At 73.4% G+C, this 19915-nt stretch carries 20 protein-coding genes and 2 pseudogenes; 13 read left to right on the top strand and 9 right to left on the bottom strand.

From position 1 onward, the window contains the following. Positions 1-323 (bottom strand): annotated as a pseudogene (locus CCN39_RS51785) (M15 family metallopeptidase); the annotation flags it as partial. Between the two features lie 162 nt (positions 324-485). Between CCN39_RS51785 and CCN39_RS18435 the strand changes: the two are divergent. Both CCN39_RS18435 and CCN39_RS18440 read left to right on the top strand, forming a co-directional pair. After that, the gene (locus tag CCN39_RS18435; protein WP_086843596.1) at positions 486-1310 is read left to right on the top strand and encodes a S1 family serine peptidase; all 825 of its coding nucleotides are present in this window, start codon (positions 486-488) and stop codon (positions 1308-1310) included. 18 nt (positions 1311-1328) lie between these two features. Next, entirely contained in the window at positions 1329-1760 is a 432-nt protein-coding gene (locus tag CCN39_RS18440) for a GNAT family N-acetyltransferase (RefSeq protein WP_086843598.1), read from the top strand. Between the two features lie 10 nt (positions 1761-1770). On the opposite strand, the gene CCN39_RS18445 is transcribed toward CCN39_RS18440, so the two are convergent. The 3 genes from CCN39_RS18445 to CCN39_RS18455 form a co-directional block, all read right to left on the bottom strand. Next, positions 1771-2946 (bottom strand): 8-amino-7-oxononanoate synthase, encoded by a 1176-nt coding sequence (locus tag CCN39_RS18445; RefSeq protein WP_086843600.1) that lies wholly within the window; start codon positions 2944-2946, stop codon positions 1771-1773. A 100-nt stretch (positions 2947-3046) separates the two neighbouring features. Next, positions 3047-4648 (bottom strand): DEAD/DEAH box helicase, encoded by a 1602-nt coding sequence (locus tag CCN39_RS18450; protein WP_086843602.1) that lies wholly within the window; start codon positions 4646-4648, stop codon positions 3047-3049. A 323-nt stretch (positions 4649-4971) separates the two neighbouring features. Next, positions 4972-5934 carry an RIO1 family regulatory kinase/ATPase domain-containing protein gene (locus CCN39_RS18455; protein WP_086843604.1) on the bottom strand — a complete coding sequence of 321 codons (963 nt, stop codon included), beginning with the start codon at positions 5932-5934 and terminating at the stop codon, positions 4972-4974. A gap of 285 nt (positions 5935-6219) precedes the next feature. Between CCN39_RS18455 and CCN39_RS18460 the strand changes: the two genes are divergently transcribed. The 5 genes from CCN39_RS18460 (at position 6220) to CCN39_RS18475 (ending at position 9917) form a co-directional block, all read left to right on the top strand. Further along, positions 6220-7755, top strand: a complete 1536-nt coding sequence (locus CCN39_RS18460) for a phytoene desaturase family protein (RefSeq protein ID WP_086843606.1) — start codon at positions 6220-6222, stop codon at positions 7753-7755. Positions 7756-7927: 172 nt separating this feature from the next. Then, positions 7928-8185: a hypothetical protein gene (locus tag CCN39_RS18465; RefSeq protein WP_086843608.1), complete on the top strand. Its 258-nt coding sequence runs from the start codon at positions 7928-7930 to the stop codon at positions 8183-8185. Further along, entirely contained in the window at positions 8166-8321 is a 156-nt protein-coding gene (locus CCN39_RS50190) for a hypothetical protein (RefSeq protein ID WP_158104525.1), read from the top strand. The genes CCN39_RS18465 and CCN39_RS50190 overlap by 20 nt, the downstream gene beginning before the upstream one ends. A 439-nt stretch (positions 8322-8760) precedes the next feature. Beyond that, the gene (locus CCN39_RS51790; protein ID WP_244210856.1) at positions 8761-9018 is read left to right on the top strand and encodes a hypothetical protein; all 258 of its coding nucleotides are present in this window, start codon (positions 8761-8763) and stop codon (positions 9016-9018) included. After that, complete coding sequence (locus CCN39_RS18475) at positions 9015-9917, top strand: MvdC/MvdD family ATP grasp protein (protein ID WP_086843610.1); 903 nt, start codon at positions 9015-9017, stop codon at positions 9915-9917. Before CCN39_RS51790 ends, CCN39_RS18475 begins: the two co-directional genes overlap by 4 nt. On the opposite strand, the gene CCN39_RS18480 is transcribed toward CCN39_RS18475, so the two are convergent. Beyond that, complete coding sequence (locus CCN39_RS18480) at positions 9907-10797, bottom strand: MBL fold metallo-hydrolase (protein WP_086843612.1); 891 nt, start codon at positions 10795-10797, stop codon at positions 9907-9909. The genes CCN39_RS18475 and CCN39_RS18480 overlap by 11 nt on opposite strands. 83 nt (positions 10798-10880) lie before the next feature. On the opposite strand from CCN39_RS18480, the gene CCN39_RS18485 reads away from it, so the two are divergent. The 3 genes from CCN39_RS18485 to CCN39_RS18495 all read left to right on the top strand — a co-directional run bounded on the left by CCN39_RS18485 (position 10881) and on the right by CCN39_RS18495 (position 13146). Further along, positions 10881-11732, top strand: a complete 852-nt coding sequence (locus tag CCN39_RS18485; RefSeq protein WP_086843614.1) for a LysR family transcriptional regulator — start codon at positions 10881-10883, stop codon at positions 11730-11732. A gap of 70 nt (positions 11733-11802) precedes the next feature. Further along, positions 11803-12606, top strand: coding sequence for a class I SAM-dependent methyltransferase (locus CCN39_RS18490; RefSeq protein WP_086843630.1), 804 nt, complete (start codon positions 11803-11805; stop codon positions 12604-12606). Continuing rightward, entirely contained in the window at positions 12607-13146 is a 540-nt protein-coding gene (locus tag CCN39_RS18495) for a TetR/AcrR family transcriptional regulator (RefSeq protein WP_086843616.1), read from the top strand. It begins immediately after the preceding gene. On the opposite strand, the gene CCN39_RS18500 is transcribed toward CCN39_RS18495, so the two are convergent. Beyond that, positions 13143-13697, bottom strand: a complete 555-nt coding sequence (locus CCN39_RS18500) for a suppressor of fused domain protein (RefSeq protein ID WP_244210857.1) — start codon at positions 13695-13697, stop codon at positions 13143-13145. The genes CCN39_RS18495 and CCN39_RS18500 overlap by 4 nt on opposite strands. 83 nt (positions 13698-13780) lie before the next feature. Here CCN39_RS18500 and CCN39_RS18505 point away from each other — a divergent pair, with 83 nt between their 5' ends. Then, positions 13781-14869 carry an NAD(P)/FAD-dependent oxidoreductase gene (locus CCN39_RS18505; RefSeq protein WP_208630265.1) on the top strand — a complete coding sequence of 363 codons (1089 nt, stop codon included), beginning with the start codon at positions 13781-13783 and terminating at the stop codon, positions 14867-14869. Here CCN39_RS18505 and yaaA read toward each other — a convergent pair. After that, a complete protein-coding gene (gene yaaA, locus CCN39_RS18510; protein WP_086843622.1) occupies positions 14856-15602 on the bottom strand; it encodes a peroxide stress protein YaaA in 747 nt (248 codons plus the stop codon). The two genes, CCN39_RS18505 and yaaA, sit on opposite strands and share 14 nt — an antisense overlap. Before the next feature lie 155 nt (positions 15603-15757). Here yaaA and CCN39_RS18515 point away from each other — a divergent pair, with 155 nt between their 5' ends. Continuing rightward, the gene (locus CCN39_RS18515; protein WP_086843624.1) at positions 15758-16723 is read left to right on the top strand and encodes a GNAT family N-acetyltransferase; all 966 of its coding nucleotides are present in this window, start codon (positions 15758-15760) and stop codon (positions 16721-16723) included. Here the strand turns inward: CCN39_RS18515 and CCN39_RS18520 are convergent. After that, complete coding sequence (locus tag CCN39_RS18520) at positions 16704-17606, bottom strand: 2-hydroxyacid dehydrogenase (RefSeq protein ID WP_086843626.1); 903 nt, start codon at positions 17604-17606, stop codon at positions 16704-16706. The two genes, CCN39_RS18515 and CCN39_RS18520, sit on opposite strands and share 20 nt — an antisense overlap. Positions 17607-17622: 16 nt before the next feature. Further along, positions 17623-19452: a S1 family peptidase gene (locus tag CCN39_RS18525; RefSeq protein WP_086843628.1), complete on the bottom strand. Its 1830-nt coding sequence runs from the start codon at positions 19450-19452 to the stop codon at positions 17623-17625. 162 nt (positions 19453-19614) lie between these two features. On the opposite strand from CCN39_RS18525, the pseudogene CCN39_RS51080 reads away from it, so the two are divergent. Then, a pseudogene (locus CCN39_RS51080) lies at positions 19615-19915 on the top strand (hypothetical protein); the annotation flags it as partial.

Genomic DNA, 19915 nt, shown 5'->3' on the forward strand with positions numbered 1-19915 from the left:
GACGCGTACGCGGTGCCCGCGGGCGGCGGCAGGAGGTCTTTTGTCGGAAGTGCCCGATTCACCAGTTCGGGTGGCGTCGGCTCGACCTCGCCGAAGCCGTCGGGACGGCGGGGGAGCGGCCGGGCACCCACCTGCCAGGTGACGGCGGGCGCGCTCGACGTCGTCGACGGCGCGGCCGCCGCGCTCGTCGGGCTGCCCGGGCCTGCGGGGCTTGTCGGGCTCGCCGGGCTGGTCGCCGGCGCCGGTGCGGGCGGCGGCGCTTCCGGTGCGCAGGCACTCAGGGTGAGGGCCAGTGCCGCCCACGCCGCCGCCGTCCGCCACATCCGGTCAGCTTGGCAGAGACGGCCGGAGCCGGAGACCACCCGTTCCAGTGACACCGTTTTGGGCCCCCTCGGCTTAGGGTATTGAGCGCACGTCGTTCACGCACCGGAGTTGTCCGGGTGCCGAGTGCTTAGCTCCGTGCTGCGTCGAAAAGGGGAAGACCCATGTCCGTGAAGTCCCGCCGATCCCTGCTGTTCGCGAGCGGCGCACTCCTCGCGGTCGCCGCGGTCGCCGTCCCGGTCGTGGTGGGCACGGCGGCGGCGGATTCGGGCGCCACCGGGTCGGGCAACCAGGCGCGGATCGTCGGCGGCAACCGGGCATCCCTCTCCGACCACCCGTACGCGGTGTACCTGACCGACGCGGGCGGCAACCAGTTCTGCGGCGCGGTGATCGTGAGTTCCACGTCGGTGGCGACGGCGGCGCACTGCGCGAAGGCGGTGGCGAAGCAGGACATCCGCGTCGTCGCCGGCCGCGAGGACAAGCGCACGGGTGACGGCCAGGTCCTCGGCGTCTCGAAGGTCTGGGTCGCCCAGGGCTACTCCGACCCGACGAAGGGCGGCGACGTCGCGGTGCTGAGCGTCCGCGGCCAGTTCGACTACCGGCCCGCGAAGCTGCCCGGCAGTGGCGACGCCGGGCTGTACGCGAAGGGCACCCAGGCGACCGTGCTCGGCTGGGGCCGCATCGCCGACGGCGGCGCCCGCTCCGACTACCTGCGCAGCGCCGAGGTCCCGGTGGTCTCGGACAGCGAATGCCGCGCCGACTACGACGTCTACGACCAGCGCACCATGGTGTGCGCGGGCTACGCCGAGGGCGGCGTCGACGCCTGCCAGGGCGATTCCGGCGGCCCGCTCGTGGTCGGCGACACGCTGATCGGCATCGTCTCCTTCGGCGACGGCTGCGCGAAGGCGAACAGGCCGGGCGTCTACACGCGCGTCTCGGCGTACGCCGACGACATCGAGGCCCAGGCCAAGCCCCGCCTCCTCGGCTGAGCGTGCTAAGCAGGGAGTATGCCGACCCTGCACGACGCGACCGGTCCCGAGCTGACCGCCGCCCAGCTGCACGACATCCTCCGCCTGCGCGTCGACGTGTTCGTCGTGGAGCAGAAGGCCGCGTACCCGGAGCTCGACGGCCGTGACCTGCTCCCGGACACCCGCCACCTCTGGTTCGAGGGCGGGGGCGCGGTCCTGGCGTACCTGCGGGTCCTGCTCGACCCGGGCGGCATCCGCCGCATCGGCCGCGTGGTGACGGCGGCGCCCGCCCGCGGCGCCGGCTTGGCGGCCCGCCTGATGGACGCGGCCCTGACCGTCCCGGGCGAGTACGTCCTCGACGCCCAGACGTACGTCCAGGGCTTCTACGCGCGCTACGGCTTCGTCGCGGAAGGCCCGGAATACACCGACGACGACGGAATCCCGCACATCAAGATGCGCCGCCGCCCCTGACGTCCGCCGCTCAGGCGAGCGCACCCGGTGGGGCCGTCGCGGTGATCACCTTCACCGCACGGTCCACATCGGACTCCGTGAGGTCGGCCCGCGCGGTCAGCCGCAGCCGCGAGATCCCGTCCGGCACCGACGGCGGCCGGAAGCACCCGACGCGGATGCCCTGCTCCGCGCACGCCGCGGCCCACGCCACCGCCGTCTCCGCGGACGGCGCCTGCACCGAGATCACGGCGGCGTCCGGCACGCTCGCCTTCAACCCGTTCGCCTTCAGCGACATCGCCAGGTTGCCCGCGTTCTCGAGCACCTTCCCCGCCAGCCCCGGCTCTTCCTTCAGCGCGTGCAACGCCGCCAGCGCGGCCGCGGCGCTCGCGGGTGCCAACGCGGTGTCGAAGATGAAGCTGCGTGCCGTATCGACCAGGTGCTTGATCACCCGGCGCGGCCCCACCACCGCGCCGCCCTGAGCGCCGAGGGACTTCGACAGCGTCAACGTCGTGACGACGTCGGGCGCGCCCGAAAGCCCGGCCGCGTGGACCGCCCCGCGGCCGCCTTCGCCCAGGACGCCGAAGCCGTGCGCGTCGTCGACCAGCAGCGCGGCGCCGTGCGAACGGCAGATTCCCGCCAGCTCCTCGAGCGGGGCGAGGTCGCCGTCGACCGAGAACACCGAGTCCGTGACCACCAGCGCCCGCGGCTTGCGCCGGGTCGCCAGCGCGTGCTTGATCGCCGACGGCGTCGAGTGCGCGACCGCGGCGACGTCGGCCCGCGACAGCCGGCAGCCCTCGATCAGCGACGCGTGGATGTACTTGTCGGTGACGATCGCCGACTCGGACCCGGACAGCGCCGTCACCGCGCCGAGGTTCGCGGTGAAGCCCGAGGAGAACACGAGCGCCGCCTGTGCGCCGCAGAACCGGGCGAGCTCCAGCTCCAGCTCGGTGTGCAGCTCGGTCGATCCGGTGACCAGCCGGGACCCGGTCGACCCGGCGCCCCAGCGCAGCGCGGCGGCCGCGGCGGCCCCGGCGACGCGCTTGTCGCGGGCCAGCCCGAGGTAGTCGTTGCCGGCCAGGTCCAGCTCGTCGGCCTGCGCGGGACGCGGCCGCAGCTGCCGCACGAGTCCCGCGTTCGCCCGCTTCTCCGCCTCGGCGTCGAGCCAGTCGAAAACCTCGTCGGGCGGGGGCGTCGGCGGCGTAGTCACGTCCCGCAGTCTCCCATCCGGGCCCCGACGGCCCGCCAAGCGGGGCGGGAAACGCCGGAAGCCCCGGACCGCGTGGTCCGGGGCTTCCGAAAGAGGACGATCAGCTGTCGTAGCCGCGACGCGGGCCACGGCTCGGGCGGCCGTAGCCACCGCCGTTGCCCGAGCGGGGCTGACGGCCGCGGCCGCCGAAGCCACCGGGACGGCCTTCGCGGTCGCCACCGCGGTAACCGCCGCGCTCGCCACCACGCTCGCCGCCGCGGTCACGGTCGCCGCCGGTGTGGCTGCGCTCGCCGCCACGGCTGTAGCCGCCGCGCTCGCCGCCACGGTTCGAGCCGCCGAAGCCGCGGTCGCCGCGGTAACCGCCGCCACCGCCGCCGCGCCGCGGGCTCTCGCGCCGCCGCTCGACGACCGGCTCACCGCTGGGCTCCTTGGCACCGGTGATGCGGGACAGTTCGGCGTCGCCCGGGCGGACCGTGGTCGACTCCGCGCGCACGCCGGCGCGGTCGGTCAGCCGGCGGACCATCCGGCGCTGGTCGTGCGTCGCCACCGTGACGACGACGCCGGACGCCCCGGCGCGCGCCGTGCGGCCCGCGCGGTGCAGGTAGTCCTTGTGGTCGGCGGCCGGGTCGACGTGCAGCACCAGCGAGATGTCGTCGACGTGGATGCCGCGCGCGGCGACGTCCGTGGCGACCAGCACCGGGGTGTGGCCTTCCTTGAAGTCGGCGAGGACGCGGTTGCGCTGTCCCTGCGTCTTCCCACCGTGCAGGGCCGCCGCGTTCACGCCCTGCTCGCGCAGGCGCTCGGCGAGGCGGTCGACGTGGTGCTTGGTGCGCACGAACATGATCGTGCGGCCGTCGCGGGCGCCGATCTGCGTGATGACGTCCTGCTTGTCCTGGTGCGAGACCTGGAGCACGTGGTGGTCCATGGTCGTCACGCTGGCGGTCGACGGCGCGACCGAGTGCGTGACCGGGTCGGTCAGGTACTGCCGGACCAGGCGGTTGACGTCACCGTCGAGGGTCGCGGAGAACAGCAGCCGCTGGCCACCCGGAGGGGTGAGGTCCATGATCTCGCGGACCTGCGGCATGAAGCCCATGTCCGCCATCTGGTCGGCCTCGTCGAGGGCGATGAAGTTGCAGTCGCCCAGGTGCGCGGTGCCCTGGCGGACGTGGTCCGACAGCCGGCCCGGCGTGGCGATCAGCAGGTCGACGCCGCGGGACAGGGCGTCCGCCTGGCGGGCGAAGGCCATGCCGCCGACGGCCGTGCGGCACCACAGGCCGAGCGACTTGGCCAGCGGGGTCAGCGAGTCGGCGACCTGCATGGCCAGCTCGCGGGTCGGGACCAGGATCAGCGCGCGGGGGCGCTTCGGACGGGCCTTGCCGTCGGCGAGCCGGGCCAGCATGGCCAGGCCGAAGGCGAGGGTCTTGCCGGAGCCGGTCTGGGCGCGGCCCAGCACGTCGCGGCCGGCCAGGGCGTCCGGGATGGTCGCGGACTGGATCGGGAACGGGCTGTTGATGCCCGCCTCGCTGAGCGCGCGGAGCAGCGGCTCCGGCAGGCCCAGCTGGGCGAAGGTCTTGGTGGCCACGAGCTCGACCGCGTCGTCGCGCAGCATGTCGCCGCCGGCCGGGCGGGTGCGCGGCTTGCGGTCGGGACGGCCCGCGTGAGCGGACGTCGAGGAAGGGCCGGAGTTGAACGTGACGGTCACAAATGCCTCTCGGACGTGGTTCGTCGCAAGGGAGGCCCGGGCAGCCCGCGCGCAGGCAGGGCAAGATGGTGTGCGATGGGCGTTCACAGGGACGGACCCGGCACACCGTGTCATCGCTTGCCGACACTGCGCGCCGCTTGGGTTACGGATCACCGCGAGCCATTCGGTGGCTCTGGAGGCGACGGACACCAACTCATCCACGCCGCCGGTTGCGGTCTGTACTCACTGTACCCGAGCCGGAGCTGGGACTACGCATTGAGGTCACCGGTTGTGGGCGGCGTCGCAGTCGTGTTCCGCACCACGGCCGCGACGCCGCCCCGGAATCAGCCGAGACCGGCCGCCGAAACGAGCTCGGCCAGCAGCTCTCCGGTGTTCGTGACGTGCTCGCCGAGACCGCGCCCGTGGAACCACCCGGCCAGGTTGCGCACGTCCCGCGCCAGGAACTCGACGCCGGCGGGGTTGGCCACGACGTCGACGACCTGGGGCAGGTCGATCACCATCAGCCTGCCCCGGTGCACGAGCAGGTTGTACGCCGAGAGGTCGCCGTGCGCGAGCCCCTCGGAGGCGAGCAGCTCGAGCGCGGCGGTGGCCTGGAACCACAGGTCCTTCAGCTCGCCGGCGTCCGGGCGGACCTGGGCCAGCCGGGGCGCGGCGGTGCCGTCCTCCTCGCCGAGGAACTCGAGCAGCAGTTCCGTTCCCCCCCGCTGCACCGGGTAGGGCACCGGCGCGCCGAGCGTCCACAGGCGACTCAGCGCGGCGAACTCCGCGACCGCCCACTGTTCGGCGATGAGGTTGCGGCCGAACGCGCTGCGCTGCGTCATCGCGCGCATCTCGCGGGACCGGCGCATCCGCCGTCCTTCGAGGTAGCCCGCGTCGCGGTGGAACAGCTTGTGCTCGTCGCTGCGGTAGCGCTTCGCGGCGAGCAGCGTGCCCGGCGTGCCGGGCAGCCCGCGCCGCAGGAGGTGGACGTCGGCCTCCTTGCCGGTCTTGAGCACGCCGAGGTCGGTGTCGACCGCGGCGAGCTCGGTGACCACCCAGTCCGGCCGGGGGAGCGGGCCGTGCTCGGCGTCGTCCCAGGTGGACCAGCGGTCGGCGCCGTCGGGCAGCTGGTTTTCGGTGTAGGCGTCGTCCCGTAGTTTCGCGAGCCGGACGCGTTCGGCTTCGGTCAGCCGGCCGCTGCGCGTGGGTTCCGGTTCGTCGAACCGCCCGCGGCGGCGCGAACGCGCTTGGCGGCGGGTGGGCTGGTCGTCGAACAGGTCGAAATCTTCGAAGTCGTGCTGGCGCACTGGTGGGTTTCTCCTCGATCAGGGATGCCCCACCGGGCGCGTGGTCAGCCTCGGGGGGCGGGTGGGTGAGGGCGCGAAAGGGCCCGGACAGTCATCACGACAGGCACCTCCCGTTCTCACCACACCGGCTCCCTGCCGGCTGCGCCCAGGATGCCGGAGCGATCCGCGGCCGCGCAACCGGATTTTCGGGGAGCGCCGCGAACGGAGTATTTGTGACGTTTCCTTGAATTCGCCCCGGCGGCGTGGTCACGATGAACGGGCAGGCCGAACCAGGAAGGACGGCGGATGAACAGCTACGACGTGGTGATCGTCGGCGGCGGGCACAACGGCCTGGTGGCGGCCGCGTACCTGGCGCGGGCGGGCCGGTCGGTGCTCGTGCTCGAACGGCGGGAAGAGACCGGTGGCGCCGCCGTCTCGTTCCGCGCGTTCGAGGGCGTGGACGTCCGGCTTTCGCGCTACTCGTACCTGGTCAGCCTGCTGCCGAAGAAGATCGTGGCCGACCTCGGCCTCGACGTGGAGCTGCGACGGCGCCGGATGTCGTCCTACACCCCGTCGGGCGGCTCCGGTCTCCTTGTCGACAACGACGACGCCGTCCGGACGGCGTCGTCGTTCCGGGCGGTCACCGGGTCCACCTCGGACTTCTCGGCCTGGCAGCGGTTCTACGAGCTGACCGGGCGCGTCGCCGGGCGCGCGTTCGGGACGCTCACCGAGCCGCTTCTGTCCGAAGTGGACTTCCGCGAGCGCGTCGGCGACGCCGAGGCGTGGTCCCTGCTGTTCGAGCGGCCGATCGGCGAAGCGCTCACATCGTGGTTCGTCGACGACACGGTGCGCGGCGTGGTGCTCACCGACGCGCTGATCGGCACGTTCGCCCCGGCGGACGGCGAGGACCTGCGGCAGAACCGGTGCCTGCTCTACCACGTGATCGGCAACGGCACCGGCGACTGGGACGTCCCGGTCGGCGGCATGGGCGCGGTCACCCGTTCGCTCGCGGCGGTCGCCGCCGCGGCGGGCGCGCGCCTGATGACCGGTGCGGAAGTGCTGTCGATCGACCCGGACGGCGAGGTGCGTTACCGGCGTGACGACACCGAACTCGTCGTCCGGGGCGGGCACGTCCTCGCGAACGTCGCGCCGGCGACGCTCGCGCGGCTGCTGGGCGAGGAACCGGCGGAGCGCCCGGAAGGCGCACAGCTGAAGGTGAACATGGTGCTGACGCGGCTGCCGAGGCTGCGTGACCCGGACGTCGATCCGGCCGACGCGTTCGGGGGCACCTTCCACGTCAACGAGACCTTCAGCCAGCTGGAAGCGGCGTACCGCGAGGCGGCGGCGGGCGGGATCCCCACGCTGCCGCCCTGCGAAATCTATTGCCACTCGCTCACGGATCCGTCGATCCTCGGCCCGGCCGAACGCTCGGCCGGCACGCACACCCTCACCCTGTTCGGCCTGCACATGCCGGCACGCCTCTTCGAGGGGCGCAACGAAGAGGCACGCGAAGCGGCGTTGCGCGCGACGCTGGCTTCGCTGAACAGCGTGCTGGCCGAGCCGATCGAGGAGTGCCTGCTGACCGCGCCGGACGGCAGGCCCTGTGTGGAAGCGAAAACCCCGCTGGACCTGGAAGCCGAGCTGGGCCTTCCGGCGGGGCACATCTTCCACCGGGACCTGTCGTGGCCGTACGCGGAAGATCCGGCCCAGGCCGGCCGCTGGGGCGTCGAGACCGCCCACGAACGCATCCTGCTTTGTGGTGCGGGTGCCGCGAGGGGAGGTGGTGTCAGCGGCATCCCCGGCCACAACGCGGCAATGGCGGTGCTCGGCGCCCGAGCGTAATCGGTGATCCGGAAATGCCCGTGGCCCGTATCCGGTGAAAAGGACACGGGTTTCCGGGGAATCGGCGCTGCCCCAAGCAGGTGCATCGCCCGGGGCGGCGTTGACACCCGGATCCGCCTGGTGTTCCCATGAAATCGCCAGTGGCGGAGGGCGCCGGTGCCGGAGGGCCGAGATGATCGATGACGTTTCGTTCACGGATTTCCCGCTCGAGATCAGAAAGCGCGTGGCGAGCTACCTCGGCGTGGCGACGGGCAGCGGAATGCCCGAAGTGTCGCGGTACGGGACCGAAGGTTCCGAGAGCAGCGAGAATTCCGAAGGAAAGGAAGGCACCGAGGGCAGCGAGACCTCCGAGCGTTCCGAGATGACGGAAACCAGCGAGAACTCCGAAACCACCGAAATGATGGAGCGGTATGCCGGCCGGGTCCGCTGACGGCGAGGACGGAACCGTTCCGCCCGGCGACCCGTTCATCCCGGCCGACGCGCGGCCCGCGGTGGCCGACGAGCTGGCGCGAACCGCCTGGCAGGTCGCGGCGGCCCTCGAGGTCTGGGAAACCAGCGGCCGGTGACGCTCCTGGTCATCGCCCCGGACGTGGACGAGACGGCGGCCCGGTTCGCCGCTTTCGCGACCTCGCAGGGGTTTCCGGCGGTCGTCGCGCACGGGTTCGGCCGGGTCGGCGTCTTGGTGCGGGCCACCCGCGAGCGGACCTGTCGGGCGCGGCTGACGTACGACGGCGCCGAGGTGACCGGCGTCCTCAACCGCGGAATCGGCGGCTGGGGTGACGAGCCGGACCCGGACCGCGCCTTCGCCGCGGCCGAGACCTGCGCGGCGTTCTGGTCTGCCGTCGCCCGGTGGCCGGGGCCGGTCGTCAACCGGCCCTCGGAGCACGGGTTCTCGGCGCGCCTGGACCCGCTGGAGCTCGCTGTGGCCGGGGTCGTCGAGCCGCCGCGCACGGTGATCCTCAACGACGGTTCGGCGCCGGGGCGGGAGGTGTTCCGGATTCCCGAGTGGACGGTGCTGGATCCCGGTGCGCCGCCCGCCTCGAAGACCTCCGCTCCGGCGACGAGGAACCGGCGCGTGCGGCCCGGGTGGCCCCGATCGTCGCTTGGATCCGCAGGCGGGGGCCGGTGTTCGCCGACTTCCGGGTGGAGCCGGGCGCCGGTGTTCCGCGGCTGGCCGACGTCTCGTGCTGGCCGGGGCACGACCTGTTCCCGGACTGCGAGGACCAGGTCTACGCGGCCCTGCTGGCCGGACTCGCCTCGTGATCCTCTGCCTCGGCGTCGCGGCCGACCCGACCTTCACGGCCGGGCTGCGGGCGCTGCGCGGAGCGGGAGTCGCGTTCCGGCCGGTCGATCTGCCCTCGCTGGCGATGCGCGGCAGCATCCGGATCCCCTTGGAGAACCCGGCCGATACCGTCGTGTCGCTGGCCGGCGAAACCCACCGGGCCGGGGATTTCTCCGCCGTCTGGTGCCGGCTCGTGGAGGTCGCCTCCGCCGCGCCCACGGCCGAACTGGCCGCGGCCTCGGCGGGCCAGACCGAGGCGCTGGCGCGGATCCTCGAATTCGTGCCCGCCAAGGTGATGAACCCGCCGCTGCGTGAAGCGTCGGGCTTCACCAAGCTGCTGCACGCGGTGACCCTCGGCGAAGCCGGCGGCTGGCAGATCCCGGAAACCTGCCTCACGTCGGACCCGCAGGAGGCGCTGGACTTCGTCCGCGGCTGCCGCACCGGGGCGATCTTCAAGGGCGCCAGCGCCACGAAGACGTGGGCGACGGTCTTCGAGCCGCACCACGAGTCCCGGCTGCCGCGGCTCGTCCACCTGCCGGTGCTGTTCCAGGAGCGGATCGTCGGGCCGGACGTGCGGATCCACGTCGTGGGCGACCGGTCGTTCGGCGAGCTGATCGACTCGCCGGTGCTCGACTACCGGACCGTCCGGGGCGTCAACGACTACCGCCCGCTGGTTCCGCCTCCGGAGATCGCCGAGGGCTGCGCGCGGCTGACCGCCCACTGCCGTGTCCCCTTGCTGGGCGTCGACTTCAAGATCGAGCGTGCCACCGGGGAGTGGTTCTTCCTGGAGGCCAACTCGATGCCGTGCTTCGAGGGCTACGACGAGCGGGCCGGCGGCGCCATCTCGCGCGCGATCGTCGAGTGGCTCGTCACGCCGTGACGCCGTCTTCCGCGCAGAGACAACCGATGCCCGGCTCGATCCACTCCCGGCCCGTCCACTCGGGGTGGCGCTCGACGAGCACCGCCCGGACCTCCTCGACCAGCTGCCCGGTGTCCATCGCGGAGTCGCGGCGCCGCCAGGTCTCGTCGCGGAGTTCGCGCAGGTAGTCGCGGACGTCGGTGAGCACCGGCAGCCCGCCGATGTCGCCGTGGCCCGGCACGACCACCCGGGGCCGGGCCGATACCAGCCGGTCCATCACCGCGAGCCAGTCCACGCCCGAGACGTCCGTGTCGTGCGGCGGGAACCACGGGAAGATCGCGAACTGCCCGGTCTCGGCCAGGTCGCCGGTGAACAGGACGCCGGCGTCCGGGACCTCGACGACCTGGTCGCCGGCGGTGTGCCCGCGGCCCGTGGGCCGCAGCCGGACGGTCCGGCCGCCGAGGTCGAGCGTGTGCTCGTCGTAGACCACGTCGGGGGTGGGCACGCTGACGCCGTCGAGGCGGCGGGCGATCGTCTCGCCCAGGCCGCGGAACATCTCCAGGTAGCCCGGGCCCCGGGTGGCCAGGTCCTCGGCCTGGGCGCGGTTGACCAGGTAGGTGGCTTCGCCGGCGAACACCTGCGCGCCGAACGCGTGCTCGGGGTGGAAGTGCGTCGTGGTCAGGTACAGGCGCCGGCCCTTCGCCACTTCGCGCGCGAAGGCGAGCACCTGCGCCGCGTTGGCGGTGCCGATGCCCGTGTCGACGACCAGGACGGCTTCGGTGCCGCCGACGACGCCGATGTTGGGCACCAGGTCGACGTGGTCGTTCGGGATCACCAGCAGGTCGGGGGCGATCTCCCGGGCGCCGGAAACGCGCACGGCGGGATCGGTCGGTTCGGTCATGCCCTCGATTCCACCGCCGCTCGTCCACCGCCGTCCAAGACCGGTTCGGTGGCGCCGATACCGGGCGAATATCGTCGCCGGTCATGGAGCTGCGCACGCTGCGGTACTTCGTCGCGGTCGCCGAGGAACTCCACTTCGGCCGGGCCGCGGCGCGGCTGCACATGAGCCAGCCGCCGTTGAGCCGGGCGATCAAGCAGCTGGAAACCGACGTCGGGGCCGTCCTGCTGCTGCGGTCGGCCGCGGGCGTCACGCTCACCCCGGCGGGCACGGCGCTGCTGGCCGAGGCGCGGGCGCTGCTCGACCAGGCCGACCAGGCCCGCGTGCGGGTGGCCACGGCGGCGGGCGTGCCGACCCTGACCGTCGGCATCCTCGGCGACGGTGCCGACCCGGCCGCGACCCGCCTCGCCGACGCCTACCGGCGGCAGCACCCGGACGTCGAGGTCCGCGTCCGCGACGCCGACCTCACCGACCCGACCTGCGGGCTGCGGGCCGGGCTCGTCGACGTCGCGCTGACCCGCGGGCCGTTCGACGAGACCGGCCTGACGGTGCACGAGCTGCGCGCCGACCCGGTGGGCGCGGTGCTGCGCGCCGACGACCCGCTGGCCGGCCGCCACCACCTCGCGCTCGCCGACCTGGCCGGACGGCGCTGGTTCCGGTTCCCCGACGGCACCGACCCGGTCTGGCAGGCGTACTGGCACGGCGGCGAACCCCGCGAAGGTCCGGTGGTGCGGGCGGTCCAGGAATGCCTGCAGGCCGTGCTGTGGAACGGCACGGTCGGGCTGATGCCGCTCGGCCACCGGCCGCCGGGGGAGCTGGTCGTGGTGCCGTTGACCGGCCTGGCCCCGAATCCGGTGGTGGTCGCGTGGCAGGACGGCGACGCGAGCCCGCTGATCCGCTCGTTCGCCCGGATCGCGGCGGCCGCCTACCGGGCCTGAGCCGTATCGAACCAGGGCCGGGGTACGTGCCTCATAAAAAAATGAACGTTCATTCGCTATGCTGGGCCGCATGCGTTCACCCAGCCGAACCGCCGAGCACGTCGCCCTGTTCCGCGCGCTGGAGACCCGGCGCCGCGACCGGCTCTTCGCCGACGACCTCGCCATCCGGTTCCTGCCGGCCCGCTACCGCTGGCTCGTGCGGGCCGCGGCGGTCCGGCCGCTCGGCCAGGGCATCGCGCGGGTCATCGACCATCACTACCCGGGCGGCCCGCGCACGTCGGCCGTCGCCCGCACCCGGCTGATCGACGACCTGCTCACCGAGGCGGCGCCGGAACAGGTCCTCCTGCTCGGGGCCGGCTACGACAGCCGCGCCCACCGCCTCCCCGGCAGGCTGCCCACCTACGAGGTCGACCACCCGCTGACCCAGCACGCCAAGCGGCAGCGCGTCGCCGACCGGCCGCACGTGCACTACGTTCCCGCCGACCTCGGGACCGACAGCCTCGTCACCGCCCTCGACGGCGTTCCGCCGAAACGCACGGCCGTCGTCTGGGAGGGCGTCACCAACTACCTCACCGAGCAGGCCGTCGACACGACCTTCCGCGACCTCGCCGCGATCACCGCGCGCGGCAGCACGATCATCTTCACCTACGTCGACCGGGCGGTCCTCGGCGCCGACGTCCCCTGGCAGCGGAAGGTCGCGGAGGTCGGCGAGCCGTGGACGTTCGGCTTCCGGCCCGCCGACGTCCCCGGCTACCTGGCCGAACGTGGTCTGGACCTGGAGGGAGACCTGTCGGCGAAGGACGCGGCCGCCCGCTACCACCGGGACGAGCCCGCCGCCGAGTTCTACCGGATCGCGTGGGCGGTGGTCCGGTAGATGCCCAAGGTCAGCGAGGAGCACCTGGCCGGCCGCCGCCGGCAGATTCTCGATGCCGCGGCCGGCTGCTTCGCCCGCAACGGGTTCCACCGCACGTCGATGCAGGACATCGTCCGGGAATCCGGCCTGTCCGCCGGGCTGATCTACCGGTACTTCACCGGCAAGGAGGACATGATCCTCGCGATCGTCGGAGAATGGCACACGTCCCGTGCGGCCGGCCTGGGCAACGCCGAGGACCCCTTCGCCGCCTACCTCGGCCTCTTGCGGGAGATCGCGGCACCGGCCGCGGCGCAGCGGCGGAACCTCGGCATGCAGGCGTGGGCGGAAACCGTCCGCGAACCCCGCATCCGCGCCCTCGCCCGCCAGGGCGTCGACGATCAGAGGGAGGCGTTCGGAGAAGTCGCGCCGGACGCCGTGATCCGCGTGCTCGTGGCCATCTACCAGGGATTGCTGCTGCAGGCTTCGTGGGACGACGAGCTGGACGCCGAGGCGTTCGTCGCCGCGGTGCGCGAGCTGGTGCAGCGTCGTGGTTCCGGCTAGACCACCGGCGCGCGGCGGACGTCGTACAGGTCCCAGTCCAGCTGCCAGAACGCGTCGATGCCGTGCTCGCGGATGTACTTCCGTTCGGTGTCGTGCACCGGGTAGCAGCCCGCGATGCTGATCGGCGGGCCGCCGATGTCGATCAGCGTGTACTGGTGGGCGTCGAGGCCCGCGGGCGCCGAGACCGCGAACGCCGTCATCGACGACTCCGGGGCGATCGGCTGGCCGAAGTCGATGGTGTCGCCGTAGACGAACGGGCACGTGCCGCGCAGCTGCTCGGCCAGGTAACCGATGGCCAGCGCCCAGACCGGGTCGTCGGACCGGACGCTGATCCACAGCTCCGGCCGGACGCCGTGCCAGTCCGGGTGGTCGGCCAGCGAAAGGCCGTAGGTCGCGCCCGTGAGGTAGCGCGGCTCGGGCTCGTCGACGTAGACGAACGAGATGACGTCGTCGAGTCCGGGCTGCGTCGAAGGAATCGGCTGCAGCCGGGGCGCGGTGGACCCCGTCAGGGTGTCGAGATGGGCGAAATACCGCTCGGCACGGCTCGGCATGGCGCGCAGCATACGACCGGCCGGGCATCGGCGTGGGTTATCCCGTTGGCCCGGGCGCGGCAGGATCGGGCAGGGTGGGAAGCATGCGAGTGCTCGTGATCGGCAGCGGAATCGGCGGCGCGGCGACGGCCTGGCACCTGGCGGGCCGCGGCGCGGAAGTGATCGTCGCGGACGCGGCGCGCCCGGGGACGGCGACCGAAGCCGGCGCCGGCATCGTCAGTCCCTGGACCTCGCGCTGGAACGACGCGCTGTACCCGCTGGCGTCGGCCGCGGGCCGGTACTACCGGGAGTTCACGGCGGAGCTCGAAGGTTCGTCGTTCGAGGTCGTCGGCGGGATGGTGGTGTCGGCCGAAGACGCGGAGCTGGCCGAAGCCCACGAGCGGCTGACGGCGCGGGCGGCGGACGCGCCCGAGATCGGCGAGGTCCGGCGCCTCGACCCGGGGCAGGCCCGCGAGCTGTTCCCCGCATTGGCGCCCGGGCTGGGTGCGGTGCACCTGGCGGGCGCCGGCCGCGTCGACGGCCACCTGCTGCGCCGCGCCCTGCTGGCGGCCGCCGAGGTGAGGGGCGCGAAGTTCGTCGAGGGCGAGGTCGCCTTCCGCGCGGACGGCACGGTGGCGACCCCGGACGGCCCCCTGGAAGCGGACAGCGTGGTGGTCGCGGCCGGCGCGTGGAGCCGCGAACTGCTGGCCCCACTGGGAATCGATCTGCCGGTGACGCCGCACCGCGGCCAGATCAGCCACTTCGACCTGCCGGGCACGGAAACGGCGGCCTGGCCGGTGGTCCTGCCCCGCACCAGCCACTACCTCCTGGCCTTTGGCGGCGGCCGGGTGGTGGCGGGCGCGACGCGCGAGGCGGAGTCGGGCTTCGACTACCGCGTCACGGCGGCCGGGCAGCGCGAGGTGCTGGACCACGCGCTGGCGGTGGCGCCGGGTCTGGCGGACGCCACTCTCGCGGAGACCCGGGTCGGCTTCCGCCCGGGAACGCCGGACGGCCTCCCGGTGCTGGGCGCGATCCGCCCGGGCCTGGCGGTGTCGACGGGCTTCGGCGCGGGCGGGCTGACGAACGCACCGTTCGCGGGAAAGCTGGTGGCGGCGGTGGCGCTGGGGGAGGACCCGGGCTTCGACCTGAGCCCGTTCGCGCCGGACCGGTTCGCGGGCCTCAGCCCTCGGTGACCAGCTCCAGCGCGTGCTCGCCGGTGCGCTCGACCACCAAGCCCGCCTTGGTGATCACCTTCACCAGCTGGTCCACAGTGGACGGCTCCGCGCGCGTGGCCGCCAGCACGTGCGCCAGGCGGCCCTTGTACGCCTTGTTGAAGTGGCTCACCGTCACGCGCTCGCCGCGGGCGTTCTCCGTCACCACCCGGACCGTCACCGCGTCCGGGCGCAGCTTGGCGAACGCCGAGTACGTGCCCGAGCGCAGGTCGACGACCAGGCCCTCGACCGCTTGCAGCACCGGCTCGAGGTCCGGCTTCCACAGCCCGCGCACGGTGCCCAGTGCCGGCAGCGAGTTGCCGCCCGAGAGGCGGTACGCGGGGATCGGGTCGGTGGCCGACACCACGCCGAACAGCGACGACGTCACCGCCAGCCGCCGGTGGGCCTTCTCCAGCCCCGCCTTCGTGAAGCTCCGCACGTCCAGCGCGTCGTACAGCACGCCGGTGTAGCGGCGCAGCGCCGGCATCGTCGGGGACGTCCGCAGCTGCGCGTTGCGCGCGACCTCGCCCGCCTGCCGCTCGGTGAGACCCAGGGCCGCGATGCTCGCCGGGACGTCGGCGGCCAGCTCGGCCAGCGCGTCGGCGAGCTTCGCGCGCGTCGGGTTCAGCTCGGGGAACGACAGCGCGTCGAGGTCCAGCGGGCCGCCGCGGCCGCCGTCGGCCTTGGTCTCGGAAGGGGGGAGGAGCACCAGCACGCCCCGAGCGTACTGTGCCGATCGTGGCCGATCCGACCACAGTCAGGGCCGCTGACTTCGTGGCACCGGGTGCGTGCCACGGGAGGGCGGCCTGCTGTCGGCCGGAGTGGTAAATCGGGGTGCGCGGGCGCCGCCGCCCGGCCTAGCCTCCCGGCATGGACCTGACCTGGCGCCCGTTGACCCTCGACGACGCTCCGGCCCTCGCCCGGCTGTACGCGGCGGCCGAGGAAGTCGACCGGACGGGTGAGCACTTCAGCGCGGAAGACCTCCGCGAAGAGCTGGACGGCCCCAACATCGACCTGGCCCGCGCCACCATCGGTGCCTGGGCCGGCGACCGGCTCGTGGGCTACGGCCTGGCCCGCCGCCGCGACGCCGCCGACCCCGTCCACATGGTCCGGCTCCAGTCGATCGTGCACCCGGAGCACCGCAGCGACGCCGTCGGCACTCACCTGGTCGAGTGGTTTTCGCGCGTCAGCCGCGAGGTTCACGAACGCGCTTTCCCGGACGCGCCCCTCGAACTGCACTACGGCAGTCACCAGAACGAGCACTGGATCGCCGGCGTCCTCACCCGCGCGGGCTACACGCACGGCCGGACGATGGTCACCATGCGCGTCGGCCTCGCCGACCTGCCGCCGCAGCCCCCGCTGCCCGACGGCTTCGAGGCGGTGCCCTTCGACTTCGAGTACGACCTCGCCGCGCTCGACGCCCGCAACGACACCTTCGCCGACCACTGGGGCAGCACGAGCTACGAGCCGGAGGCCTGGCGCCACCTGGTCACCGGCTCGAAGGACTTCCGCCCCGAGCTGTCGTTCCTCGTCCTGAACGACGACAAGGTGCTGGCGTTCGTGCTGAGCCACCACTACGCGTCCGAAACCGAAGCGACGGGCATCCGCGAGCTCCACGCCACCTGGGTGGGCACCCGGGCGGCCCTGCGCGGCCGCGGCGTCGCGTCCGGGCTGCTGGGGCACACCCTCCGGGCGGCGAAGGACGCAGGCTTCGACCGGTCGGCCCTCAACGTCGACGTCGACAATGCGCACCGCGCGCTGGGTGTCTACGAGCGGTGCGGATACCGCGTCGACGACGAATGGCACGTCTACGTGCTCAAACCTCGACGAGGTTGAGCAGCTCCCCGCCGTTCGCGTACCTCCGCAGCTGCTCCGCCGCGAGCTTCTTCGCGCGCGGGTAGAACGACGCCGACCCGCCCGCGATGTGCGGGGTGATGACCACGCCCGGAACCGTCCACAGTGGATGATCCGCGGGCAGCGGTTCGGGGTCCACGACGTCGAGACCGGCGCGCAGGCGCCCGCTGCGCGTCTCGGCGAGCAGCGCGTCCGTGTCGATCGCCGTGCCGCGGCCGACGTTGATCACCAGCGCGCCGTCGGGGAGGGCGGCGAGTTCGCGGGGACCGAGGAGGCCGCGCGTCGCGGGGGTGTCGGGCAGGATCAGCACGACGATGTCGGCTTCAGGCAGCAGCGCGGGCAGTTCCGCGACGCCGTGGACGTCCTCGTCCGGACGGGGGCGGCTCGCCACCCGCGTCACCACGGCTTCGGCGGCGACCAGCTGGCGTTCGACGGCCTGCCCGATCGAGCCGTACCCGACGAGGAGGACCCGGCTGTCGGCCAGCGACCGGGTGTGTTCGCGCACCCACTCGCCCCGCGCCTGCTGCGCGAACCAGCGCGGCAGGTCCCGCTGGGCGGCGTGGATGAGCGCGAGGGCGTGCTCGGCGACGCTCAGGTCGTGCAGCCCGCGCCCGTTCGCGAGGCGCACGCCGTCGGGCAGCAGCGGCACGAGCGCCTCGACGCCGGCCGACAGCGACTGCACCACCCGCAGCGACGGCAGGTCCTTGATCAGCTTCGGCGGCTCCGGCCCGCGGTCGTAGGGCAGCACGTAGAACTCGACGTCCCCGAGATCGGCCGGAGGGGCGCCGACGCCGTCGTAATACGCGGCGCCGAGCCCCTCCGGCACGTCGATGTCGGTCCACGGCAGCAGTACGCGAGCGCTCATGCCGCCTTTCTACCCGCTACCGCGTGTAGTAGCCCTGCAGGTCGACGACCAGGTGCATCGAGCCCGCCGAGTTGCGGACGTCGAAGCGCGCTCCCGAGCCGAGGCGGACCGTCGCGGAGTTGGAGGTGTTCTCGCCCACCATGACGTTCACCGTCGAGGGGATACCGCTGTAGGGCAGGTCGTGCGACCAGGCCGACAGGAACGTCGGGACGCTCGGCTGTGTGCCGGTGATGTTCAGCGCCGCGGCGGTCGCGCCGGAGGGCAGGCCGGGGACCGGCACCGTGACGGTCTCACCCTGGCCCAGCGGCGCCGCCGTGCCGGTGCGGGTGTCGAGCAGGCGGGTGGGTGTGCTCAGCGCCGCGTACCGGCTGCCCGCGTCGCCGGGGACGAACGCGCCGGCCACCGACAGCAGGACGTGGCTCTGGCCGTGGTCAAGGAAGATGCGGATGGCGCCGTCGTCGCCGATCCGCACCAGCGACTGGGTCGCGCGGTGCTCGTCCGGAGCGAGGTTCAGCGTCGACGTGCCGGGCCTGCCCTGGGCGAAGACGCTGAAGAAGGTGCCGGAGTCGCTTTCGGTCCCGGTGAGGGTGACGGCCACGGCGACGGCGTCGGCGGGAACACCCGGCAGACCGCGGACCGGCACCGTCACGACCTCGCCCGCGGTCAGCTTGCCCGGGTGCCCGCCGAGCGAGGTCCGGGTGTCGAGCACCAGGTCGGGCTTGTCCTTCGGCTGGTAGGTCGACTCGCCGGAGGCGCTGTAGTAGCCGAGGTAGTCGACGATGACGTCGATGTCGCCGGCGTTGTTGCGGACCTTGATCCGGCCGTCCGAGCCGACCGGGACCACGGCCATGCCGGCGGCGGCGCGGCCGGCGGGGAGGTTGACGTTGGACGTCGTGGGCAGCGTGTCGCCGTAGGCGGTCAGGAAGGTGCCCGACGTGCCGCCGACGCCGACCAAGCTGACCGCGACGGCGCTCGCGCCGGCCGGCAGGCCCGGGATGGCGACGGACACGGATTCGCCCGCCGCGACGGGCTTCTTGTGGCCGCCGGTGTCGATGCGGGTGTCGAGGATGCGCTGGGCGGTGGGCAGCGCGGTGTAGGCGTCGCCGCGGAGGCGGAGGCCGATCCAGTCCGCGATGTCGTCGACGCGGGTCTCGACGGTGCCCTGCCGGGTTTCGGTCGAGCCGAGGCAGCCGGCCTGCCAGGAGGCGTGGTGGACGCCGGCGAGCTCGACGACGCCGTTGCGTTCCCGCAGCAGGGGACCGCCGGCATCGCCCTGGCAGGTGGTGGCGGCCGCCGGGTCGCCGAGGACGGCGAGGGTGGTGCCGGTGACGCTCTGCACGGAGACGGGAACGGTGTGGAGCTTGTCGGGCACCCACTCGGTGGCGGTCCGGCCGTAGCCGGCGACGCGCAGGGCCTCGTTCTGGGCCGGGGCGGCGGTGCCGATGGCAACGGGCGCGACGCCGGTGACCGGCGCGGCCAGCTTGGCGAGGACGACGTTGCGGTCGGCCCGGAAGAGGAGGTCGACGACGGCGCGCTGGGTGCCGGCGGCGCCCCGCTGCCCGACGATCGCCTTGGTGGCGAGCTTCGGCGCACCGGCCTGGCCGCCGTTTTCGGGGAAGCAGCTGGCGGCGGTGACGACCCACTGCGGCGCGACCAGGGCACCGCTGCAGCCGTGCACCCCGCCGACGTCGATCTTGGTGGCGAAGGTGTAGGCCCCCTCGGCGGCCGGGCTGCCCCCGGTGACGGCGGCCGCGGGAACGGCGGTGAGAAGGCCGGCCACCGCGACGGCGGCGAGCGTCACCCCGGCTCTTCCGGGCATGGTGAAGGCACCCTTGACGGGCAGCATGGATCCCCCTGTGAATCAGAAATTTCGCGAACGGGAAACGTCACGGTCACCCCGCACCAAGGACCTCCCCGTTCCTGGCCGCGCCGATGCTAGCGGGATGCGTTGGCGGGTGGCCAGTAGCCGAAAGGCGGGTGTGGCGGGGGTTGGGCCGAACGGACGATCATGGGGGTGACCCGGGGCTCGGTGACGCGGGAATTGCTGCGGCACAGCGGATCCGGCGCGCGACCAGGCCGGGCCGGGCGGCGGCCGCCTGGCGGCGGGCGGCGCGCGCGGACCGGCCGGCCCGCTTCACCGGCCGCCGAGCACTGGTTACCGGACGACCGGGCCGCTAGCCACCGGCAGCTGGCCACCGCGCCGCCGACCACTGCGTCGCCGACCACCGGCCGCCGACCACCGGCCGTCGACCACCGGCCGTCGACCACCGGCCGTCGACCACCGGCCGTCGACCACCGGCCGCCGACCA

The organism is Amycolatopsis kentuckyensis, assembly GCF_002155975.1.
Taxonomy (GTDB): domain Bacteria; phylum Actinomycetota; class Actinomycetes; order Mycobacteriales; family Pseudonocardiaceae; genus Amycolatopsis; species Amycolatopsis kentuckyensis.